16 protein-coding genes are annotated in these 16,286 nt (G+C 70.3%); 9 read left to right on the plus strand and 7 right to left on the minus strand.

What is annotated here, in order from left to right; all coding sequences use genetic code 11:
• Positions 1–66 precede the first annotated feature (66 nt).
• The 4 genes from DK412_RS00795 to DK412_RS00810 all read right to left on the minus strand — a co-directional run bounded on the left by DK412_RS00795 (position 67) and on the right by DK412_RS00810 (position 2,740).
• Entirely contained in the window at positions 67–1,206 is a 1,140-nt protein-coding gene (locus DK412_RS00795; RefSeq protein ID WP_109970383.1) for a putative peptidoglycan glycosyltransferase FtsW, read from the minus strand.
• 137 nt (positions 1,207–1,343) lie between these two features.
• A complete protein-coding gene (locus tag DK412_RS00800; protein ID WP_093568993.1) occupies positions 1,344–1,586 on the minus strand; it encodes a hypothetical protein in 243 nt (80 codons plus the stop codon).
• 278 nt (positions 1,587–1,864) lie between these two features.
• Entirely contained in the window at positions 1,865–2,110 is a 246-nt protein-coding gene (locus DK412_RS00805) for a DUF4926 domain-containing protein (RefSeq protein WP_109970384.1), read from the minus strand.
• A gap of 3 nt (positions 2,111–2,113) precedes the next feature.
• The gene (locus DK412_RS00810; protein WP_109974978.1) at positions 2,114–2,740 is read right to left on the minus strand and encodes a ParB-like protein; all 627 of its coding nucleotides are present in this window, start codon (positions 2,738–2,740) and stop codon (positions 2,114–2,116) included.
• A gap of 536 nt (positions 2,741–3,276) precedes the next feature.
• Between DK412_RS00810 and DK412_RS00815 the strand changes: the two genes are divergently transcribed.
• The 3 genes from DK412_RS00815 to DK412_RS00825 all read left to right on the plus strand — a co-directional run bounded on the left by DK412_RS00815 (position 3,277) and on the right by DK412_RS00825 (position 9,578).
• On the plus strand, positions 3,277–4,590 hold the full coding sequence (locus tag DK412_RS00815; RefSeq protein WP_109970385.1) for an efflux RND transporter periplasmic adaptor subunit: 1,314 nt from the start codon (positions 3,277–3,279) through the stop codon (positions 4,588–4,590).
• 63 nt (positions 4,591–4,653) lie between these two features.
• Positions 4,654–7,791, plus strand: a complete 3,138-nt coding sequence (locus DK412_RS00820; protein ID WP_109970386.1) for a CusA/CzcA family heavy metal efflux RND transporter — start codon at positions 4,654–4,656, stop codon at positions 7,789–7,791.
• Positions 7,792–7,796: 5 nt separating this feature from the next.
• The gene (locus tag DK412_RS00825; protein WP_245447367.1) at positions 7,797–9,578 is read left to right on the plus strand and encodes an efflux transporter outer membrane subunit; all 1,782 of its coding nucleotides are present in this window, start codon (positions 7,797–7,799) and stop codon (positions 9,576–9,578) included.
• A 56-nt stretch (positions 9,579–9,634) separates the two neighbouring features.
• Here the strand turns inward: DK412_RS00825 and DK412_RS29900 are convergent, their stop codons facing one another.
• Positions 9,635–9,985, minus strand: coding sequence for a hypothetical protein (locus tag DK412_RS29900; RefSeq protein WP_162596066.1), 351 nt, complete (start codon positions 9,983–9,985; stop codon positions 9,635–9,637).
• Positions 9,982–10,707: a hypothetical protein gene (locus tag DK412_RS29905; RefSeq protein WP_162596067.1), complete on the minus strand. Its 726-nt coding sequence runs from the start codon at positions 10,705–10,707 to the stop codon at positions 9,982–9,984. The genes DK412_RS29900 and DK412_RS29905 overlap by 4 nt, the downstream gene beginning before the upstream one ends.
• Positions 10,708–11,224: 517 nt before the next feature.
• Between DK412_RS29905 and DK412_RS00835 the strand changes: the two genes are divergently transcribed.
• From DK412_RS00835 to DK412_RS31305, 6 genes are all read left to right on the plus strand, one after another.
• Positions 11,225–12,082 carry a hypothetical protein gene (locus DK412_RS00835; RefSeq protein WP_109970388.1) on the plus strand — a complete coding sequence of 286 codons (858 nt, stop codon included), beginning with the start codon at positions 11,225–11,227 and terminating at the stop codon, positions 12,080–12,082.
• Positions 12,083–12,238: 156 nt separating this feature from the next.
• Entirely contained in the window at positions 12,239–12,565 is a 327-nt protein-coding gene (gene csgH / locus DK412_RS00840) for a curli-like amyloid fiber formation chaperone CsgH (RefSeq protein WP_109970389.1), read from the plus strand.
• A 355-nt stretch (positions 12,566–12,920) separates the two neighbouring features.
• Positions 12,921–13,397, plus strand: a complete 477-nt coding sequence (locus DK412_RS00845; protein WP_245447368.1) for a hypothetical protein — start codon at positions 12,921–12,923, stop codon at positions 13,395–13,397.
• A gap of 4 nt (positions 13,398–13,401) precedes the next feature.
• Positions 13,402–13,908: a curli assembly protein CsgF gene (locus DK412_RS00850; RefSeq protein ID WP_245447369.1), complete on the plus strand. Its 507-nt coding sequence runs from the start codon at positions 13,402–13,404 to the stop codon at positions 13,906–13,908.
• Positions 13,909–13,926: 18 nt separating this feature from the next.
• A complete protein-coding gene (locus tag DK412_RS00855) occupies positions 13,927–14,874 on the plus strand; it encodes a CsgG/HfaB family protein (RefSeq protein ID WP_245447370.1) in 948 nt (315 codons plus the stop codon).
• 22 nt (positions 14,875–14,896) lie between these two features.
• A complete protein-coding gene (locus DK412_RS31305; protein ID WP_109970390.1) occupies positions 14,897–15,907 on the plus strand; it encodes a lytic transglycosylase domain-containing protein in 1,011 nt (336 codons plus the stop codon).
• Here the strand turns inward: DK412_RS31305 and DK412_RS00865 are convergent.
• Positions 15,901–16,251, minus strand: coding sequence for a hypothetical protein (locus DK412_RS00865; RefSeq protein WP_245447371.1), 351 nt, complete (start codon positions 16,249–16,251; stop codon positions 15,901–15,903). The two genes, DK412_RS31305 and DK412_RS00865, sit on opposite strands and share 7 nt — an antisense overlap.
• Positions 16,252–16,286 lie beyond the last annotated feature (35 nt).

The raw sequence follows: 16,286 nt of genomic DNA on the forward strand, positions 1-16,286 counted from the left end.
CAAGGATCGGCGTCGAGGGGCCCCCGTGTGTCACGGCAAGGCCCCGCGGTCACCCCTCGGATGCTTTCAGCGCGCCGCGCCCTCGTCGCGGTTGAGGAGCGTGGTGCGCGGCCGGCGCCGGGTCAGGGCGACGAGGAACCCCATCCCGAGGGCGAGCGAGATCAGCGACGAGCCGCCGTAGGAGATGAACGGCAGGGTCATGCCCTTGGCCGGCATCATCCGGGTGTTCACCGCCATGTTGATGCAGGCCTGGAGGCCGAAGAGCGCAGTGAGCCCGGTGATGGCCAGCCGGCAGAAGATGTCGTCGCTGCGCCGCGCCAGCATCAGGCCGCGCATCACGATGAAGGCGAACAGCAGCACGATGCCGATGCAGACGATGACGCCGAACTCCTCGCCCGCCACCGAGAAGATGAAGTCGGTATGCGCGTCGGGCAGGTGGCGCTTGGCGACGCCCTCGCCCGGGCCGGTGCCGAGCCAGCCGCCGGAATTGAACGATTCCTGCGACCAGAAGGTCTGGAAGTTGTCGCCCGAATCCTTGTCCATGAAGCGCTGGATGCGGGCCCGCACGTGGGGCAGGAACTCGTAGGCGGCCGCCACCCCGATGAGGCCGGCCCCGCCGAGGCCGCCGACCCAGAACCAGTGCAGCCCGGCCACGAACACCATCGCGCACCACACCATGGTGACCAGCATGGTCTGGCCGAAATCCGGCTGCAGGATCAGGGGCACGATGGTCATCGGCAGGAGCAGCACCGCGAGCGTGCCGCCCGGCATGTCGCGCCGGCGCGCGCCCTCCGCGAAGGCCCAGGCGGCCAGGATCACGAAGGCGGGCTTGACGAACTCGGAGGGCTGGACGCCGATCGGGCCGAACTGGATCCAGCGGTGGGCGCCCTTGATCTCCGGCCCGTACTTGGTGGCCGCGATGCACAGCACGATGCCGAGGCTGTACGTGACGAGGGCCATGCGCCGGATGTGGCGCAGCGACAGGAACGACACCGCCAGGATCAGGGCGATCGTCGGCAGCAGGTACATCACCTGCCGGTTGAGGAAGTGGAAGGTCGGCAGGCCGAGGCGCTCGGCCACCGGCGGGCCGCCGGCCATCAGGAAGACCAGGCCGGCCGTCATCAGCACGCCGAGGCCGGCGAGCAGCGCCCGGTCGACGGTCCACCACCAATCGCCGAGATGCGAGCGTTCCGCACGGGACATCATGGCTTGCAGGGCCCCTCGTTCACCAGCCCCGACCATCGGACGGAATGGTAAACCGAGCGTTGCCGCGCCGCCGCAGCGAAGCGGAACGGCGTGGCGCGGCCGGGGGTTCGCAGCCCCGATGGCTCAGCCCGGACGGATCAACCCTGGAACATGCCGTGCGGCGCCAGCTCGAAGTGGCGGGCGTACTCGTCCTCCAGGGTCTCCCACGGCATCAGCATCACGCCGTGCAGCGGCGCCGCGCCGGCCGTGAGCGCCCCGAAGCGCCGCAGGATCAGGGCCAGCTCGTAGGCCGTGATGTCGGGCTTCGGGGTGAACTTGTAGAAGTGGGTCTCGTTGTCGACCGGATCGGCACCCATGCTCTTCAGCAGCGAGTCGAACATGACGGAGGTCCCCCGTACCGGCGCGACGCCCCGCGCGCCGATTGGGAGGTTAGGCCGGGCGGCGGCCTGCGGCAAATAAACTTGCCGGGAGGGGCAATGGGACGGCTCGAAACGCAGCAACGCGATCTCGCAACCGGCGACGAGCGACGGAACCCTTTCCTGGGACCTGTGTGATTGGGCCCCTCGCAAGCGACATTCTCCGCGTCATTCCGGGCTCCGCTGCGCGGCCCGGAATGACGCGGAGGGCATCAATACTGTCGAAACAGTCGAACAGGTGCTCAGCCCCGCCAGACAACCTCCATCTCGCGGAACGCCACGGTCGCGAGCGTCCCCTCCGGCTCCGAGAACTCCACGATGCAGGTCTCGCTCTCGTCATGCATCGCGACGATCGTGCCCTCGGTCCCAGCCGGGATGACGGCACCGTCGTCCCCAACCACGTCGGCCAGGAGCACAACGATGCCGAGGTCGCGCGGGCCTGGCCCAACGACCGTCTCACGGAAACGGTAGGTCAGCGAGATCGCCACAGGTCAATCCTCGTGCGGCCCGCACCACCCCGGCAGGTACACCGCCGCCTTGGAGCGGGCGAGGGACAGGGCCTCCTCCAGGGCGTCGGAGAAATCCTGCTTCACGTCCTTGCGCTTGATGTGCCGGCGCAGGAAATCGGCCCACAGGAACTCGCTGAACGGCGTCGTGTCCTTGGCGAAGCCCCCGGCGCGGCGCAGCTCGCCGGCGAGGCTGCGGAAGGGGTCGTCGGCGAGGTCCTCGATGCTCTTCGGAAGGTCGCCGACGTCCCGGCGCACGCCGTCCGCATCGTAGGGGTGGACCCAGGCGCGGTGGTCGGCGACGACCCAGAACGCGTCCTTCTCGAGGTGGTGCAGGTCGGCCACCACGAAGGTGAACACGCTCGCGACCCCCTCCTCCTGCAGCGCGCGGGCGAGGTGGTGGTGGTCGATGACGTAGCGGCGCTTCTTCGGCCCGAGCAGGACCGGGATCATGTGCGAGTCGAGGAACGCCTCGCGGTCCTTGTCGTCGATCTCGCGCCAGCGCCGGCGCTTGGCCTCGACCTCCCGGTAGCCGACCGTCATCTGCGTCGGGCGCAGCTCGGCGATCGGCGTGCTGTGGAGAATCGGGTCGCGGACGGAGGAGCGGGGCATCGGAGGGATCATCGGCCTTCATGCGCGCGGGACCCCCGCGCCGGACCAGGAAGACTTGGTCGCACCCTCCCCTGGGTCAAGGCGCCGGACCGATGCCACACGGTCTAACAGGTGCCCGTCATCTCGCCCGAACGGATTAATCCCCGCCTCTGAAAATATTTTTCCGAGGGTTTCAAGCTCCTCGCACCACTGATGTTTTTCCGGTTCAATGACGGCCTGGGCGGGACGCCGACCCATGCCTTCGCGGCAGGTGGAGGGGCCTCCGGTCAACCTTGACTTGGCCTTGTTTTGCTCGCCAAGAGACGGCGACGGGGCGTCGTCCGCGAGGCGCGGCGCCCCGGCCCGGCTTCTGCTCCGTCGCCCACCGCTGTCATGGATCTGACGTAGGGACAGGGCAGGACACCCGGGAGATCCGGTCTCAAGGCACAGACAGGGGCCGGTCGGCCCGGAACCGCTCGGCTGCCGCCCCGTCGCAGGGCGGGAAGCCGGGGGTCCCGAGGACCCGGCCGCACACCCCGGCGATTGGTCGGCGCGCGATGGACACCAACAACCCTCTGACCAAGGAGCCTGTGACCTCCCGGGTGGCGGCGCGGCGGCGCGGCGGCCTCGGCTGGGTCGTCATCATCCTCATCCTCGCGGGCGCGGGCGCGGCGATCGGGTATGTGCCCGCCCTCGCGCCCGTCCGCGAGCGCCTGGAGGACCTGCTGGTGCAGCGCCAGGGGGTCGAGGGCCAGGCGCCCGAGGCCGGCGAGACCACCGCCCCCCCCGTCTTCCGGCCGAGCAAGCAGCAGCGCGCGAGCTTCGGCATCGAGACCGTGCAGGCCCGCGACTTCCGGCCGGAAGGGTTCGCCGAGGGGCGGATCACCGTCAACGAGGACGACAACGTCCCGGTCTACACGCCCTATGCCGGCCGGGTGACCAAGGTGATGGTCCGGGCCGGCGACCGGGTGAAGGCCAACCAGGTCCTGTTCACCCTCGAGGCCGCCGACATGGTCTCGGCCCTCAACGACTTCCAGGCGGCGACGAACGCGCTCGCCAAGACCTCAGCCCTGGTCAAGCTCAACCAGACCGTGGCGGCCCGGCTCCAGGAGCTGTTCCAGGCCAAGGCGGTGGCGCTGAAGGACTGGCAGCAGGCCCAGAACGACGTGATCGCCGCCCAGAGCGACCAGCGCTCGGCGGAAGCCGCGCTCCAGGCGGTGCGCAACCGCCTGCGCATCCTCGGCAAGTCGGACGCGGAGATCGACGCCTTCGCGCGGAGCGGCGCGATGAGCCCCGAGACCGAGATCCGCGCCCCGATCGCCGGCACCATCGTGCAGCGCAAGGTGGGCCTCGGCCAGTACCTCGCCTCGGGGAGCGACCCGGCCTTCGTCATCGGCGACCTCTCGACGGTGTGGCTCGTCGCCAACGTGCGCGAGAGCGAGGTGCCGCGGATCAAGCTCGGCCAGGAGCTCGAGGCCAGCGTGATCGGCTTCCCCGACCGGGTGTTCAAGGCGAAGATCGGCTACATGGCGGCCTCCCTCGATCCCGCGACGCGCCGCCTGCCGGTGCGGGCCGAGATCGACAATGCCGAGGGCCTGCTGCGCCCCGAGATGTTCGCGACCTTCACGATCCTGACCGGCCGCGACGAGAGCGCCCCGGCGATCCCGGCTTCCGCGATCGTCTACGAGGGCGCCCGGGCCCGGGTCTGGGTCGAGCGGCCGGACGGCACCATCGCGTCGCGGAACGTCTCCCTCGGCCTCTCCGGCGGCGGCCTCGTCCAGGTCGTCGACGGGCTGAAGGTGGGCGAGCGGGTGGTGACCCGCGGCAGCCTGTTCATCGACCGCGCCGCCTCCGGCGACAAAGCGTCCTGACTCCCGGCCTCCCGAGTTCGGCTTTCTTGTGCCCGTGATTCCAAACCCCGCGAGAGGGGCACCATGAACCGCCTGATCGACTTCGCCCTGCGCCAGCGGGTGCTGGTGCTGCTCCTCTTCATCGCGATGCTCGGGATCGGCTACGCGAGCTTCCAGCAGCTCAACATCGAGGCCTATCCGGATCCGGTGCCGCCGCTCGTCGACGTCATCACCCAGAATCCGGGCCAGTCGGCCGAGGAGATCGAGCGCTACATCACCATCCCGCTGGAGGTGCAGCTCGCCGGCATCCCCAACGCCACGGTGACGCGGACGATCTCGGTCTTCGGCCTCTCGGACGTGAAGATCCAGTTCACCTACGACTTCACCTACCAGGAGGCGCTCCAGCGCGTCCTCAACCGCCTGTCGCAGCTCTCGCCGCTGCCCAACAACGCCCAGCCGCAGATCTCGCCGACGAGCCCGATCGGCGAGATCATGCGCTACCAGGTGGCGGGCCCGCCGGGCTTCTCCTCGACCGACCTGAAGACCCTGCAGGACTGGGTGCTGCAGCGCCGCTTCAAGGCGATCCCCGGCGTCGTCGACGTCTCGGCCTTCGGTGGCAAGACGAAGGAGTTCGAGGTCGCGGTCGACCTGCGCAAGCTCCAGGCGCAGGGGCTGACCCTGGTCCAGCTCGTCACGGCGCTGAACAACTCGAGCACCAATGTCGGCGGCCAGACCCTCAATGTCGGCGAGCAATCGGCGGTGGTGCGCGGCATCGGCCTCATCCGCGACATGGACGACATCCGCAACACCATGATCACGCAGGTCAACGGCGTGCCGGTGCTGGTGCGCGACGTCGCCGAGGTGTCGGTCAGCAACGCGCCGCGCCTCGGCATGGTCGGCCACGAGAATGACGGCGACATCGTCGAGGGCATCGTGCTGCTCAGCCGCGGCGGCAAGAGCCTGCCGACGATCCAGCGGGTCGAGGCCGAGATCCAGAAGATCAACGCGTCGGGCATCCTGCCGCCCGGCGTGCAGGTGGTGCCGCTCTACGACCGCAGCGCGCTCATCCACACCACCACCCACACGGTGATGCACAACCTCGTCTTCGGCGTGGTGCTGGTGTTCCTGGTGCAGTGGCTCTTCCTCGGCAGCCTGAAGAGCGCGATCATCGTCGCCGCCACCATCCCCTTCGCCTTGGGCTTCGCCATCACCATCATGGTGGCGCGGGGAGAGTCCGCGAATCTCCTGTCGCTCGGGGCGATCGATTTCGGCCTCATCGTCGACGCGACGGTGATCATGGTGGAGAACATTTTTCGCCATCTCGCCGAGCACAAGGGACCAACGAGAGCCGGCAGCGGCGTCAAGCTCGGGCTGATCGCGTCCGCCGCGCGCGAGGTGAACCGGGCGATCTTCTTCTCCGCCTCGATCATCATCGTGGGCTTCCTGCCGCTCTTCACCCTGACCGGCGTCGAGGGCCACATCTTCGGGCCGATGGCGAAGACCTACGCCTACGCGCTGGTCGGGGGCCTGCTCGCCACCTACACGGTGTCGCCGGCGCTCTCGGCGCTCATCCTGCCGAACCACGTCGAGGAGCGCGACACCATCGTGGTGAAGATCCTCCGGGCGCTGTTCCGGCCGCTCCAGGGCTTCACCCTGAACAACCGGGTCCTGACCATCCTGATGACGCTGGCGATGCTCGGCTGCACGGGGGTCGCGATGCGGACGCTGGGCCTCGAGTTCCTGCCGACGCTGGAAGAGGGCAACCTCTACATCCGCGGCACGATGCCGGCCTCGATCTCGCTGGAGGCCGGCAACCCCTATGTCGAGCGGATGCGCAAGCTGATCGGCTCCTACCCGGAGGTGACCACGGTCGTCTCGCACCAGGGCCGGCCCGACGACGGCACCGACGCCACCGGCTTCTTCAACGTCGAGATCTTCGCCCCGCTGAAGCCAGCCGACCAGTGGCGGCCCGGCCTCACCAAGGAGAAGCTGATCGACGAGATCTCGGGCCGCTTGCGCGAGGAGCTGCCCGGCATCGAGTTCAACTTCTCGCAATACATCCAGGACAACGTCCAGGAGGCGGCCTCGGGCGTGAAGGGCGAGAACTCGGTCAAGATCTACGGCACCGACCTCGAACAGATCACCCGCACCGCCAACGAGGTGAAGGCGGCGCTCGCCACGATCCCCGGGGTGACGGACCTGGCGGTGTTCACCTCCCTCGGCCAGCCGACGGTGCGCATCGACATCGACCGGGCGCGGGCCGCCCGCTACGGCCTCGCTCCCGGCGACATCGCCACCACCATCTCGGCGGCGATCGGCGGCCAGGCCGCCGGCGACCTCTACGAGTACGGCAGCGACCGCCACTTCCCGATGCGGGTGCGGCTGGCGCCGGAATACCGCCGCTCGCTCGAGACCATCCGCAACATCACGGTCGGAGTGACGAATCCGAGCGGCGGGGTGATGCAGGTGCCGCTCTCGGAGATCGCCCACGTCCAGCTCGTCTCGGGCGCCGCCTTCATCTACCGCGAGAACCAGGAGCGCTACATCCCGGTGAAGTTCAGCGTCCGCGGGCGCGACCTCGGCGGCGCGGTGATCGAGGCGCAGCGGCGCGTCGCCGAGCAGGTCGAGCTGCCGGCCGGCTACCACCTCGAATGGGTCGGCGAGTTCACCAACCTCCAGGGCGCGATCGCGCGCCTGAAGCTCGTGGTGCCGCTGACGATCGGGCTGATCGCGCTCCTGCTCTACGTGAACTTCGCCTCGCTCACCGACACGCTGCTGACCTTGAGCGTGATCCCGATGGCGCTGATCGGCGGCATCTTCGCGCTGGTGCTCACCGGCACGGCGTTCTCGGTCTCGGCGGCGATCGGCTTCATCGCGCTGTTCGGCATCTCGACCATGGAGGGCGTGATCCTGCTCTCCTACTGCAACCAGCTGATGGACGAGGGCTGGGCGCGGGCCGAGGCCATCCACCACGCCGCCGACGTGCGGATGCGCCCGGTGATGATGACCTGCGTCGCGGCCTGCGTCGGCCTCCTGCCGGCGGCGGTCTCGACCGGCATCGGCTCGCAGGTGCAGAAGCCTCTCGCCCTGGTGGTGGTGGGCGGCATCCTGCTGGCGCCGATCCTGATCCTGGTGGTGCTGCCGGTGCTGATCGCGGCCTTCTCGCGCCACCGTCCGCGGGTGCCTGTCGCCCCGGTGCGACAGCCCGAGCCGGCGGAGTGAGCTAGATGCTGTCCCGACCCGACACGCTCTCCCCCGCCTCCGCCAGTATGCCCCCTTCCATGCGCGCCCTCCTGCGCCTCTCGACCGCGATCACGGCCCCGCGCGCCGCCTCTGCCGGATCCTCGGCGGAGTGCGCGCTGACGGGCGGCCCGAACCCGGACGAGACGGATCCGGGCGACGCCGGCTTGGGCGACGCCGGCTTGGGCGACGCCGGCTTGGGCGACGCCGGCTTGGGCGACGCCGGCTTGGGCGACGAGGCGGGACCCCGTCCCGCCGCGCGCACCGCGGCCCGCATCCTGGCGGCGGCGCTCGCCGCCGCCTCGGCCTCGGCCTGCATGGTCGGGCCCGATTTCCAGGGCGCGACGCCGCCGCCGGTCTCCCGCTACACCAGGGAGTCTCTGCGCAACCCGGACACCAGCGCCGAGGACCGCCGCAACGGCGCGCCCGGTCAGACCTTCGCCATCGGGCGCGACGTGCCGGGCGAGTGGTGGACGCTGTTTCGCTCGAAGGCCCTCAACGGCCTGGTGACCGAGGCGCTCGCCCGCAACCCGAACCTCGAGGCGGCCCAGGCGAGCTTGCGGGCGGCGCGGGCCACCACGGAGGCGCAGCGCGGCGCGCTCTTCCCGCAGGTCGGCTTCAACTCCCAGGCCTCCTATAACAAGGCCCCGGGCGGCGACCTGCAATCGCCGCTCAACGACAATTCGCTGCTCTACAGCCTCGTCACCCCGCAGGTGACGGTGAGCTTTGCCCCCGACGTGTTCGGCGGCACCCGTCGCGCCCTGGAATCGCAGGCGGCCCAGGCCGAGGGGCAGCTCTGGCAGTTGGAGGCGGCCTATCTCACGCTGAGTTCCAACGTCGTCGCGGCGGCGATCCAGGAAGCCTCCCTGCGGGCCCAGATCGCCGCGACCGAGAAGGTGATCCAGGCCCAGACCGACCTCCTGAACCTGATCACCAAGCAGCAGAATGCCGGGCAGGTCGCGGGCGCCGACGTGGTGCAGCAGACCGCGCTGCTGGCCCAGTCGCAGCAATTGCTGCCGCCCTTGCAGCGCGCGCTCGCCCAGCAGCGCAACCTGCTGACGGCGCTCGCCGGCCGGTTCCCGAGCGAGGAGGTGAGCCAGACCTTCACGCTGGCCTCGCTGCACCTGCCCCGCACCCTGCCGGTGAGCCTGCCCTCGCGGCTGATCGAGCAGCGCCCGGACGTGAAGGCCGCCGAGGCCGCGGTCCACGCGGCGAGCGCGCAGGTCGGCGTCGCGGTGGCCAACCGCCTGCCGCAATTCACCATCTCGGGCGCGGTCGGCGCCAGCGCGACCAACTTCGCCGGCCTGCTCAACCCGGCCGCCAGCCTCTGGACCATCGCCGGCGCGGTGGCCCAGCCGCTCTTCGACGGCGGCACCCTCTTTCGGCGCCAGCAGGCGGCGGAGGAGAACCTGGTTGCGGCGCAAGCCCAGTACCGCGCCACCGTCATCACCGCCTACCAGAACGTGGCGGATGCCCTGCGTGCCCTCCAGGCCGACGGCCGCGCGGTGGCGGCCGCCAACGCCGCCGCCAAGGCGAGCCAGCAGAGCGTGGAACTGGTGCGCAAGCAGTTCGGCCTCGGCGCGGTCAGCAGCGCCTCGCTGCTCATCACCCAGTCGGCCTATCTCCAGGCCGTGGTGACCCAGGCCCAGGCGCAGGCGAACCAGTACGCCGATACGGCGGCCCTGTTCCAGGCGCTCGGCGGCGGATGGTGGAACCGGCGCGACGTGAAGCCGGCGCGCGACCCGAAGGACCCGGCGCCGTTCCTGTAGCCGGCGGTCGTCGCCCGGCCGCGCAGCACGGCGGCCAGCGAACACCTTTGCGGGGTTCAGCGCAGGTCTATGACGGCGCGGCCCGGCGCGGGGCCGTCCCAGGGAGCGGCCTTGTCCTTGAGAAAGTCGTCCTGACGGCGCGCCGGCGGCGCCTGATCCGCCGCGCCGCGGGGCTGCGCCCGGGCCGGAGCCATCGCGTCGAGGGCCGTCGCGGCCGTCGCGCCGGGCAGCCCCGCTGGATTGGCGACCCGCCCCTCGGCCTGGTCCAGGCAGCGCCGCAGCGCGCCGGGATCGGGCAGGAGCGTGCAGTCGTTCACGCTGGTGGGGCTCGTCTGCGCGAGGGAGCCGGTCGCGAGCAGCGGCAGCAGCAGGAGGGCGGCCCGCAATCCCGGTCCGGTTCCGCTCACGGGCGCGCCGTCCTCGCGCGGGTATCCACCTGCCGGATCTCGATCTCGCTCGGTTCCGAGGGACGGATCCGCTTCGGTACCGGCGCCGCGGTGGCGACCTGCTGGCTCGCCGGCATCGCGGGAGCAGCTTGCGCCGCGCGGGCCAGGCCCGGCTGCGCCGCCCGGCCCTGCGCCGGCGGGCTCGCCTGCTGCGCCTGCGCCGGGGCGGCCGGCGCCGCCTTGTCGAGGCGGCCGAGGCGGACCCGGACGTACTCCACGGCGCGCTTGCCGGCGTCGAAGCCGCACTCGTAGGTGACGCGGACCCAGTCCTTCTGCGGGCTCAGGAAGCGGATCGAGTCGCCCCGGTAGCGCACCAGGGTCGAGGCGCCCTCCGGGGCTTCGGCCTGCTGGAAGATCTTGGCGAACGGCCGGCTGACCCACTCGAAATCCGTCGGCGCCTCCGCCTCGACGCGGGGCGCGCAGAGTTGGGCGGCCACCTCGGAATTCGCCCGCACGCAGGCGGAATCGCAGCCGGGCGCCGGCTGCGGCGGCGCGGTGGCCTGAGCCGGGGCGGGGCCGGCGGCTGGCTGGCCGGCAGCGAGGCCGGCCTGGACCTGCTGATGGGAGGCGGGGCCGGCCGGCGCCGGCTGGGGCGGCGCCGTCTGCCCGAAGGCCGGTCCGGCCAATCCGGCGACCGCGACGAGGAGCCGGGCGCTCCCGCGCGCTGGACGAAGTCGCTGCATCCCCTTCTCCCCCGATCACCACGCCCTTTGCCGGGCGCCTTCATGGTTCGTCATCGCCTCTACCGCCCGACGACAATCGAGCCGCGGCCGGACCGACCGTCAATACAAGCCATCACGCACACTGCCACCTTCACCGGTGGGTTCAAGCCCCACCACTTTCGAAGTAGCGGGCAGGTTGCAAAAATAGCACAAAGTTGTAGCCGGGAGATCATTTGAAGGAAGAGATCAGATCAGGTCATCGCGGTCGCCGAGCCGGAGACGAATCGGCAGAAATAGCTAAACCATTGAATTTTCTATCGATTGTTCGTGCTCGAACGGTCGGCCGCCGACCCGAAATACCAACCTTTGATTGACGAAGTACGCACGTAGATTGAGTTTCCACGACCATGACGCCCGCTTGATCAGACGGGTTCGGCGTGTGTAGGTAAACGAAGCGTTAAGTCGCAATGAAGCGATCGATGCGCACAGGCCGAAACCTGGATTCAACTCAGCAAAGACTGATCAAGGGAGTGTCGTCATGTCCAAGTCCGTTCTTCTCGGCTCCGTTGCGCTGTTCGCGGTCGCTTTCGCCGGTACTGCTTCGGCGCAGTCGTCGTCCGCCCCGATCCTGAACAACAGCCCGACCGCCAACGAGGCGATCGTCATCCAGCGCGGCGGCGGCAACACGTCGACCGTCGATCAGACCGGCGCCACGAACGGCAAGGTCGGCAAACTGAACAACACGATCGATCTCACGGCCGACAACATCACGGCTGCGAACGGCAACATGGCGTTTACCATGGCGAATTCCGTAGTGCAGTACGGCAATTCGAACGACCTGAACATTTACCAGGCCGGAAACAACAACACGGTTTCGAGCTCCTCCGGCAACTACAACAATGAGACCTTCGACTTTAATCCCGCGGCCGGCGGGTCGTTCCAGCGCGGCGACTACAACCGGGTCGCGGTGAGCCAGGGCGGCGATAACGGCATCGCCCAGTTCCAGCAGAACGGCAACGGCAACTACGGCTCCATCATCACCGACCAAGGCGCCAAGAATACCTATGCCGGCCTGTTCCAGTTCGGCAGCAGCAACGAGGCCCGCATCCACCAACACGACCAGGCTAATAACGCCTACGCGGTGGTGGTGCAGCGCGGAAGCAACAACAAAGGATCCATCGATCAGTACGGCACGACCAATTACGCGGCGCTGCTGCAGGTCGGAGACTACAACAGCGCTGGCATCGTCCAGGGCGGAACGGCCGGCGTCGGCGCCGGCGGCTACCAGAACGGCGTCGGCAACTCCGCCTCGGTCACGCAGAACGGCGGTCTGGCCTCCAATGCCCTGTTCGCCCAAAACGGCAACGGCAACAGCGTGACGATCCGCCAGAAGTGAGGATCGGATCCCCGCGATCGACCCCGGGGTGGCCCCTGTCGCCGCCCCGGGACCCGCGGGGACGAGGAACGAAGCCTTACGAGACACGACGATCTGGCCAGCCCCACGGGGCTGGCCTTTCACGCCGGCGCGGCCGGCGCACGAGGAGGCCGAGCGATGCCCACCATCGACCTGCCCGCGGCGGGCCCGGCGACCTGCATCGTCGTCGAGAGCCGCTCCCTCGACGGAGCCCGGATCGCCGTGCGGATCACGGCGTCCGAGGCGCTCTCGGGGCGCTACAGCCTCCAGGTCCGCAAGTCGGACGCGGCCGGATCGGCCGTGATGGAGCAGGCCGGCGGCTTCGCGACCGGCGCCGGCGAGACCCGCGGCTTCGGCCAGGTCCTGGTGAGCGTCGCCCCGGCGGGCGAACTCGTCCTCGACGCGCGGATCGCGTTCAACGGCACGACCGTCCGCTGCGGCCACCAGCGCACCGATTCGCTGTAACCCGCGAGCATCATACCGTCGCCACCGCCGCCCGACCCGGCGCTCCGGATCGGCTCTTCTTTCGCGGCGATCTCTTCTTCTATCCGTGCACGCGCAATGACCCAGGGTATCCCTGAACTAAGCGTATAGCAAGTCTCCAATCAAGCCGGGAATGTGTCAAGACGGCAACAGGATCAGATTCCCACACAGGAACAGATCGCGACATCTATACATCGTCCGGAAGCGATGATTTGATCAGAGACAGCGAAGATCGGGAGGGGGCATGATCGGTCATGGAACTCGCGGCAGCCGAGCCGGGCTCCTGCTGGCCGTTTGTGTCGGCGCGACTGTAATCCCGGCAGCGGCGCAGGATCGGGTGACCATCGATCAGGTCCAGGTCCGGACGATCCGGCCGGATGCCGGCGTTTCCCGTCCGGCGATCCAGGAGGCCGACTACATCCTGAGCAGCCAGTCCGGCATCACGCTGATGTCCCCGGGCCCCGCGCTCCCCGCCGTACCGGCCGGAAGCCAGGCCCGCGTCCTCCAGTCCGGCGTCGGCAACACCTCGACGGTGGACATGTCGGGCAATGCCAACGCGGCGTTCCAGAGCATCGTGGGCGCCCGGAACACCGTGACCCAGGAGCAGTCCGGCAGCTTCAACCAGTCGAGCGTCACGGTGTTCGGCAACACCAACACCGTCGGCACGCGCCAGGACGGCAACGGCGCGGCCGCGACCGTGACGGTGCGCGGCGACAGCAACACCGTCACGGCGCAGCAGCAGGGCAACAATCCGCTGCCCATCAGCATCACGCAAGTCGGCAACGGCGGCAGCGTCTCGGTCTCACGCAAGTAGAACCATGCTCCGGATCATGCTCACCGGGCCTTTGGCCCAGACCTTCGCGGCTTTCGCCCTCGCGACGCTCGCCGGCGCGGCGCAGGCCGGCAGCCTCGTCTACCAGCCGGTCAATCCGTCCTTCGGCGGCAGCCCGCTGAACGGCGCATGGCTGCAGGCCGAGGCCACGGCGCAGAACGACGCCGCGCGGCGCACGCAGCGCCTGCAGCAGCTCTTCTCGGCCCAGCAGAGCAGCGCGACCGGGACGACGCCCGGCCAGCTCTTCTCGCAGCAGCTCCAGGCCCAGATCTACAGCTCGCTCGCCAACCAGATCACGCAGGCGATCTTCGGCGAGAACGCGCAGCAGAGCGGCAGCTACAGCTTCGGCGGCTCGACCGTGACGTTCCAGCGGGTCGGCACCAACATCCAGCTCCAGATCTTCGACGGGACGACGACGACGACGGTGGTGGTGCCGGCGACGGCGACCCTCGGTGGCGGATCGGGCGCCGCCCCGCTCTCCGGCGCGCCCTGACGACGCCACGGCCCGATCATGATCGCATCTCTCGCGTCGCGGCGCCGGCTCCGCGCCATCCGGCAGTGGCGGCTCGGCGCCGCCTGCGCGGCCCTCCTCGCCCCGGCCCTGGCGGGCTGCGGCACGACCTGGATCCGCGAGCCGCTCGCCGAGGCGCCCGTGGTGACGACGCCGTCGCCGACGGACCTCAACCTCGAGACGCTGCCGCCGCCGGCGCGCAAGATCGACGTCGCGATCTACAGCTTTCCCGACCTGACCGGGCAGAACAAGCCCAACGACAACATCGCGGAGTATTCCCGCGCCGTGACCCAGGGCGGGGGCGCCTTCGTGGTCGACGCCCTGCGCCGGGCCGGCGGCGGGCGGTGGTTCTCGGTGGTCGAGCGGACGGGCCTCGCCAACCTGCTCCAGGAGCGCCAGCTCATCCGGGCGACGCGCCAGGAATTCGAGGGAACCGACGCCAAGCCCCTGCCGCCGATCCGCTTCGCGGGGCTGATCGTCGAGGGCGGCATCATCGGCTACGACGCCAATACGGTCACCGGCGGGGCCGGCGCCAACCTGCTCGGCATCGGCGGCGACACGCGCTACCGTCGCGACGAGGTCACGGTGGCGATGCGCATCGTCTCGGTCCAGACCGGCGAGGTGCTCAACAGCGTCACGGTGACGAAGACGATCTACTCGGTCGGCCTCAACGCCAACGCCTACCGCTACGTCGCGGTCGCGAAGCTCCTCCAGGTCGAGGCCGGGGTGACGCGCAACGAGCCGACCCAGATGGCGGTGCGCGAGGCGATCGACCTCGCGGTCTACGCGACGATCATCGAGGGCGCCCGCAAGAAGCTCTGGCGCTTCCGCGACCCGACCGCCTCGTCCCGGCTGATCGAGGATTACCTGATGCGCGACAAGCCGACCCCGCTCGCCCAGCCCGAATCCGTGCCGGCCGCGGACCGGCCGGTCGTGGCGAAGTCCTGAAAGACCAGCCGGGAGCGCCCCCATGACCGGGCTCGCCAGCATCGCCCGTCTCGTGAAGCGCCCGCTCGCCGCGATGCTCGCGGGCACGGTGCTCACCGGCGCGTTTCTCCCGGCGCTCGGCCCCGGCGGGCCCGCGCGGGCGGCCGGCGACCGGGACCCGGCCGCCGCCCGCGGCGGCCCGTTCACCGGGATCGAGGCGGCCGACGGCCTCGTCATCGTCGCCCGCCCCGCGAACCCGTTCCCCGAGCCCGCCTGGGCGCCGCTGTTCCCGGGCAGGGACGACATCCGGGCCCTGATCGTCGTGGCTGCCCACGCCAACGACCTGCCGCCCGATTTCTTCCTGCGCCTCCTGCGCCAGGAGAGCGGCCTCGATCCCCGGGCGGTGAGCCGGGCCGGCGCCCAGGGCATCGCCCAGTTCATGCCCTACACGGCGGCCGAGCGCGGGCTGCGCGACCCCTTCGACCCGAGCGAGGCGATCCCGAAATCGGCGGCCCTGCTCCGCGAGCACCAGACCCGGTTCGGCAATCTCGGCCTCGCCGCGGCGGCCTACAATGCCGGCCCGCAAAGGGTACGGAACTGGCTCGACGGGCGCTCGGCCCTGCCGATGGAGACGCAGAACTACGTCCGGCAGATCACCGGCCGGGCCGTCGAGGACTGGGCCCCGCCCGGCGCCGCCCTCCTGTCGACCGCGAGCCGGCCGATGGGCGGCACGGCCTGGGCCGCGGCCCTCGGTGCGACCGCGGCCCTGAGCCCGGCGGCGGCCCTGGACCCGACGGCGGCTTGGGGCACGACGGGGCGCGCGCTGTGGGGCCCGGCCTGGCACGCGACGGCCAACCCGGCCCGGCCCGCGCGCTGGGCCTCGACCGCGCCGCGCGACCGCCAGGCCCTCCGGGTCCGCGCGGCCACGACGCCGCCGGGCGTGGGCCATCCGGCTCGCACCGCCCGTTCCGCGCCCGAGCCGCGCTCGGAGAAGGGCCTCTGCGCCACCCTCAACGCCGCCGGCAGCGCGTGCATCGTGCAGGCCGTCTACTGAGGTAGCGACGGCGCCACTTGCGGGATCGCGACGGGATTCGCCGGTTCCGGCGGGGCCGGCCTGCGCACCGACCGGCCGCGACGGATCGAGCGGGGGGACGCCTCGATTGGGCCGGCCGCCGCGATCAGGGACTCGTCGAGCTTCGGCGCGGCCTGGAGGGCGGCGGAGCGGGGACCCGGGGCGAGGCGCTGTCCCTGATACAGGTCGATGCAGTCGCGCAGGGCGATCGGATCGCGGATGAACGTGCAATCATTGACGTTCGGCACCGGGGCGCCCTGCGCGAAGGCGCCCGTACCGAGCGTGACGAGCGCGGCGACCGGGGCGATCCATCTCGACAACCACATGCTGCTCACCCCGTTCAGGCCGGTTCGACCGTCCG

The sequence above is a fragment of the Methylobacterium sp. 17Sr1-1 genome (genome assembly GCF_003173775.1).
Taxonomy (GTDB): Bacteria; Pseudomonadota; Alphaproteobacteria; order Rhizobiales; family Beijerinckiaceae; genus Methylobacterium.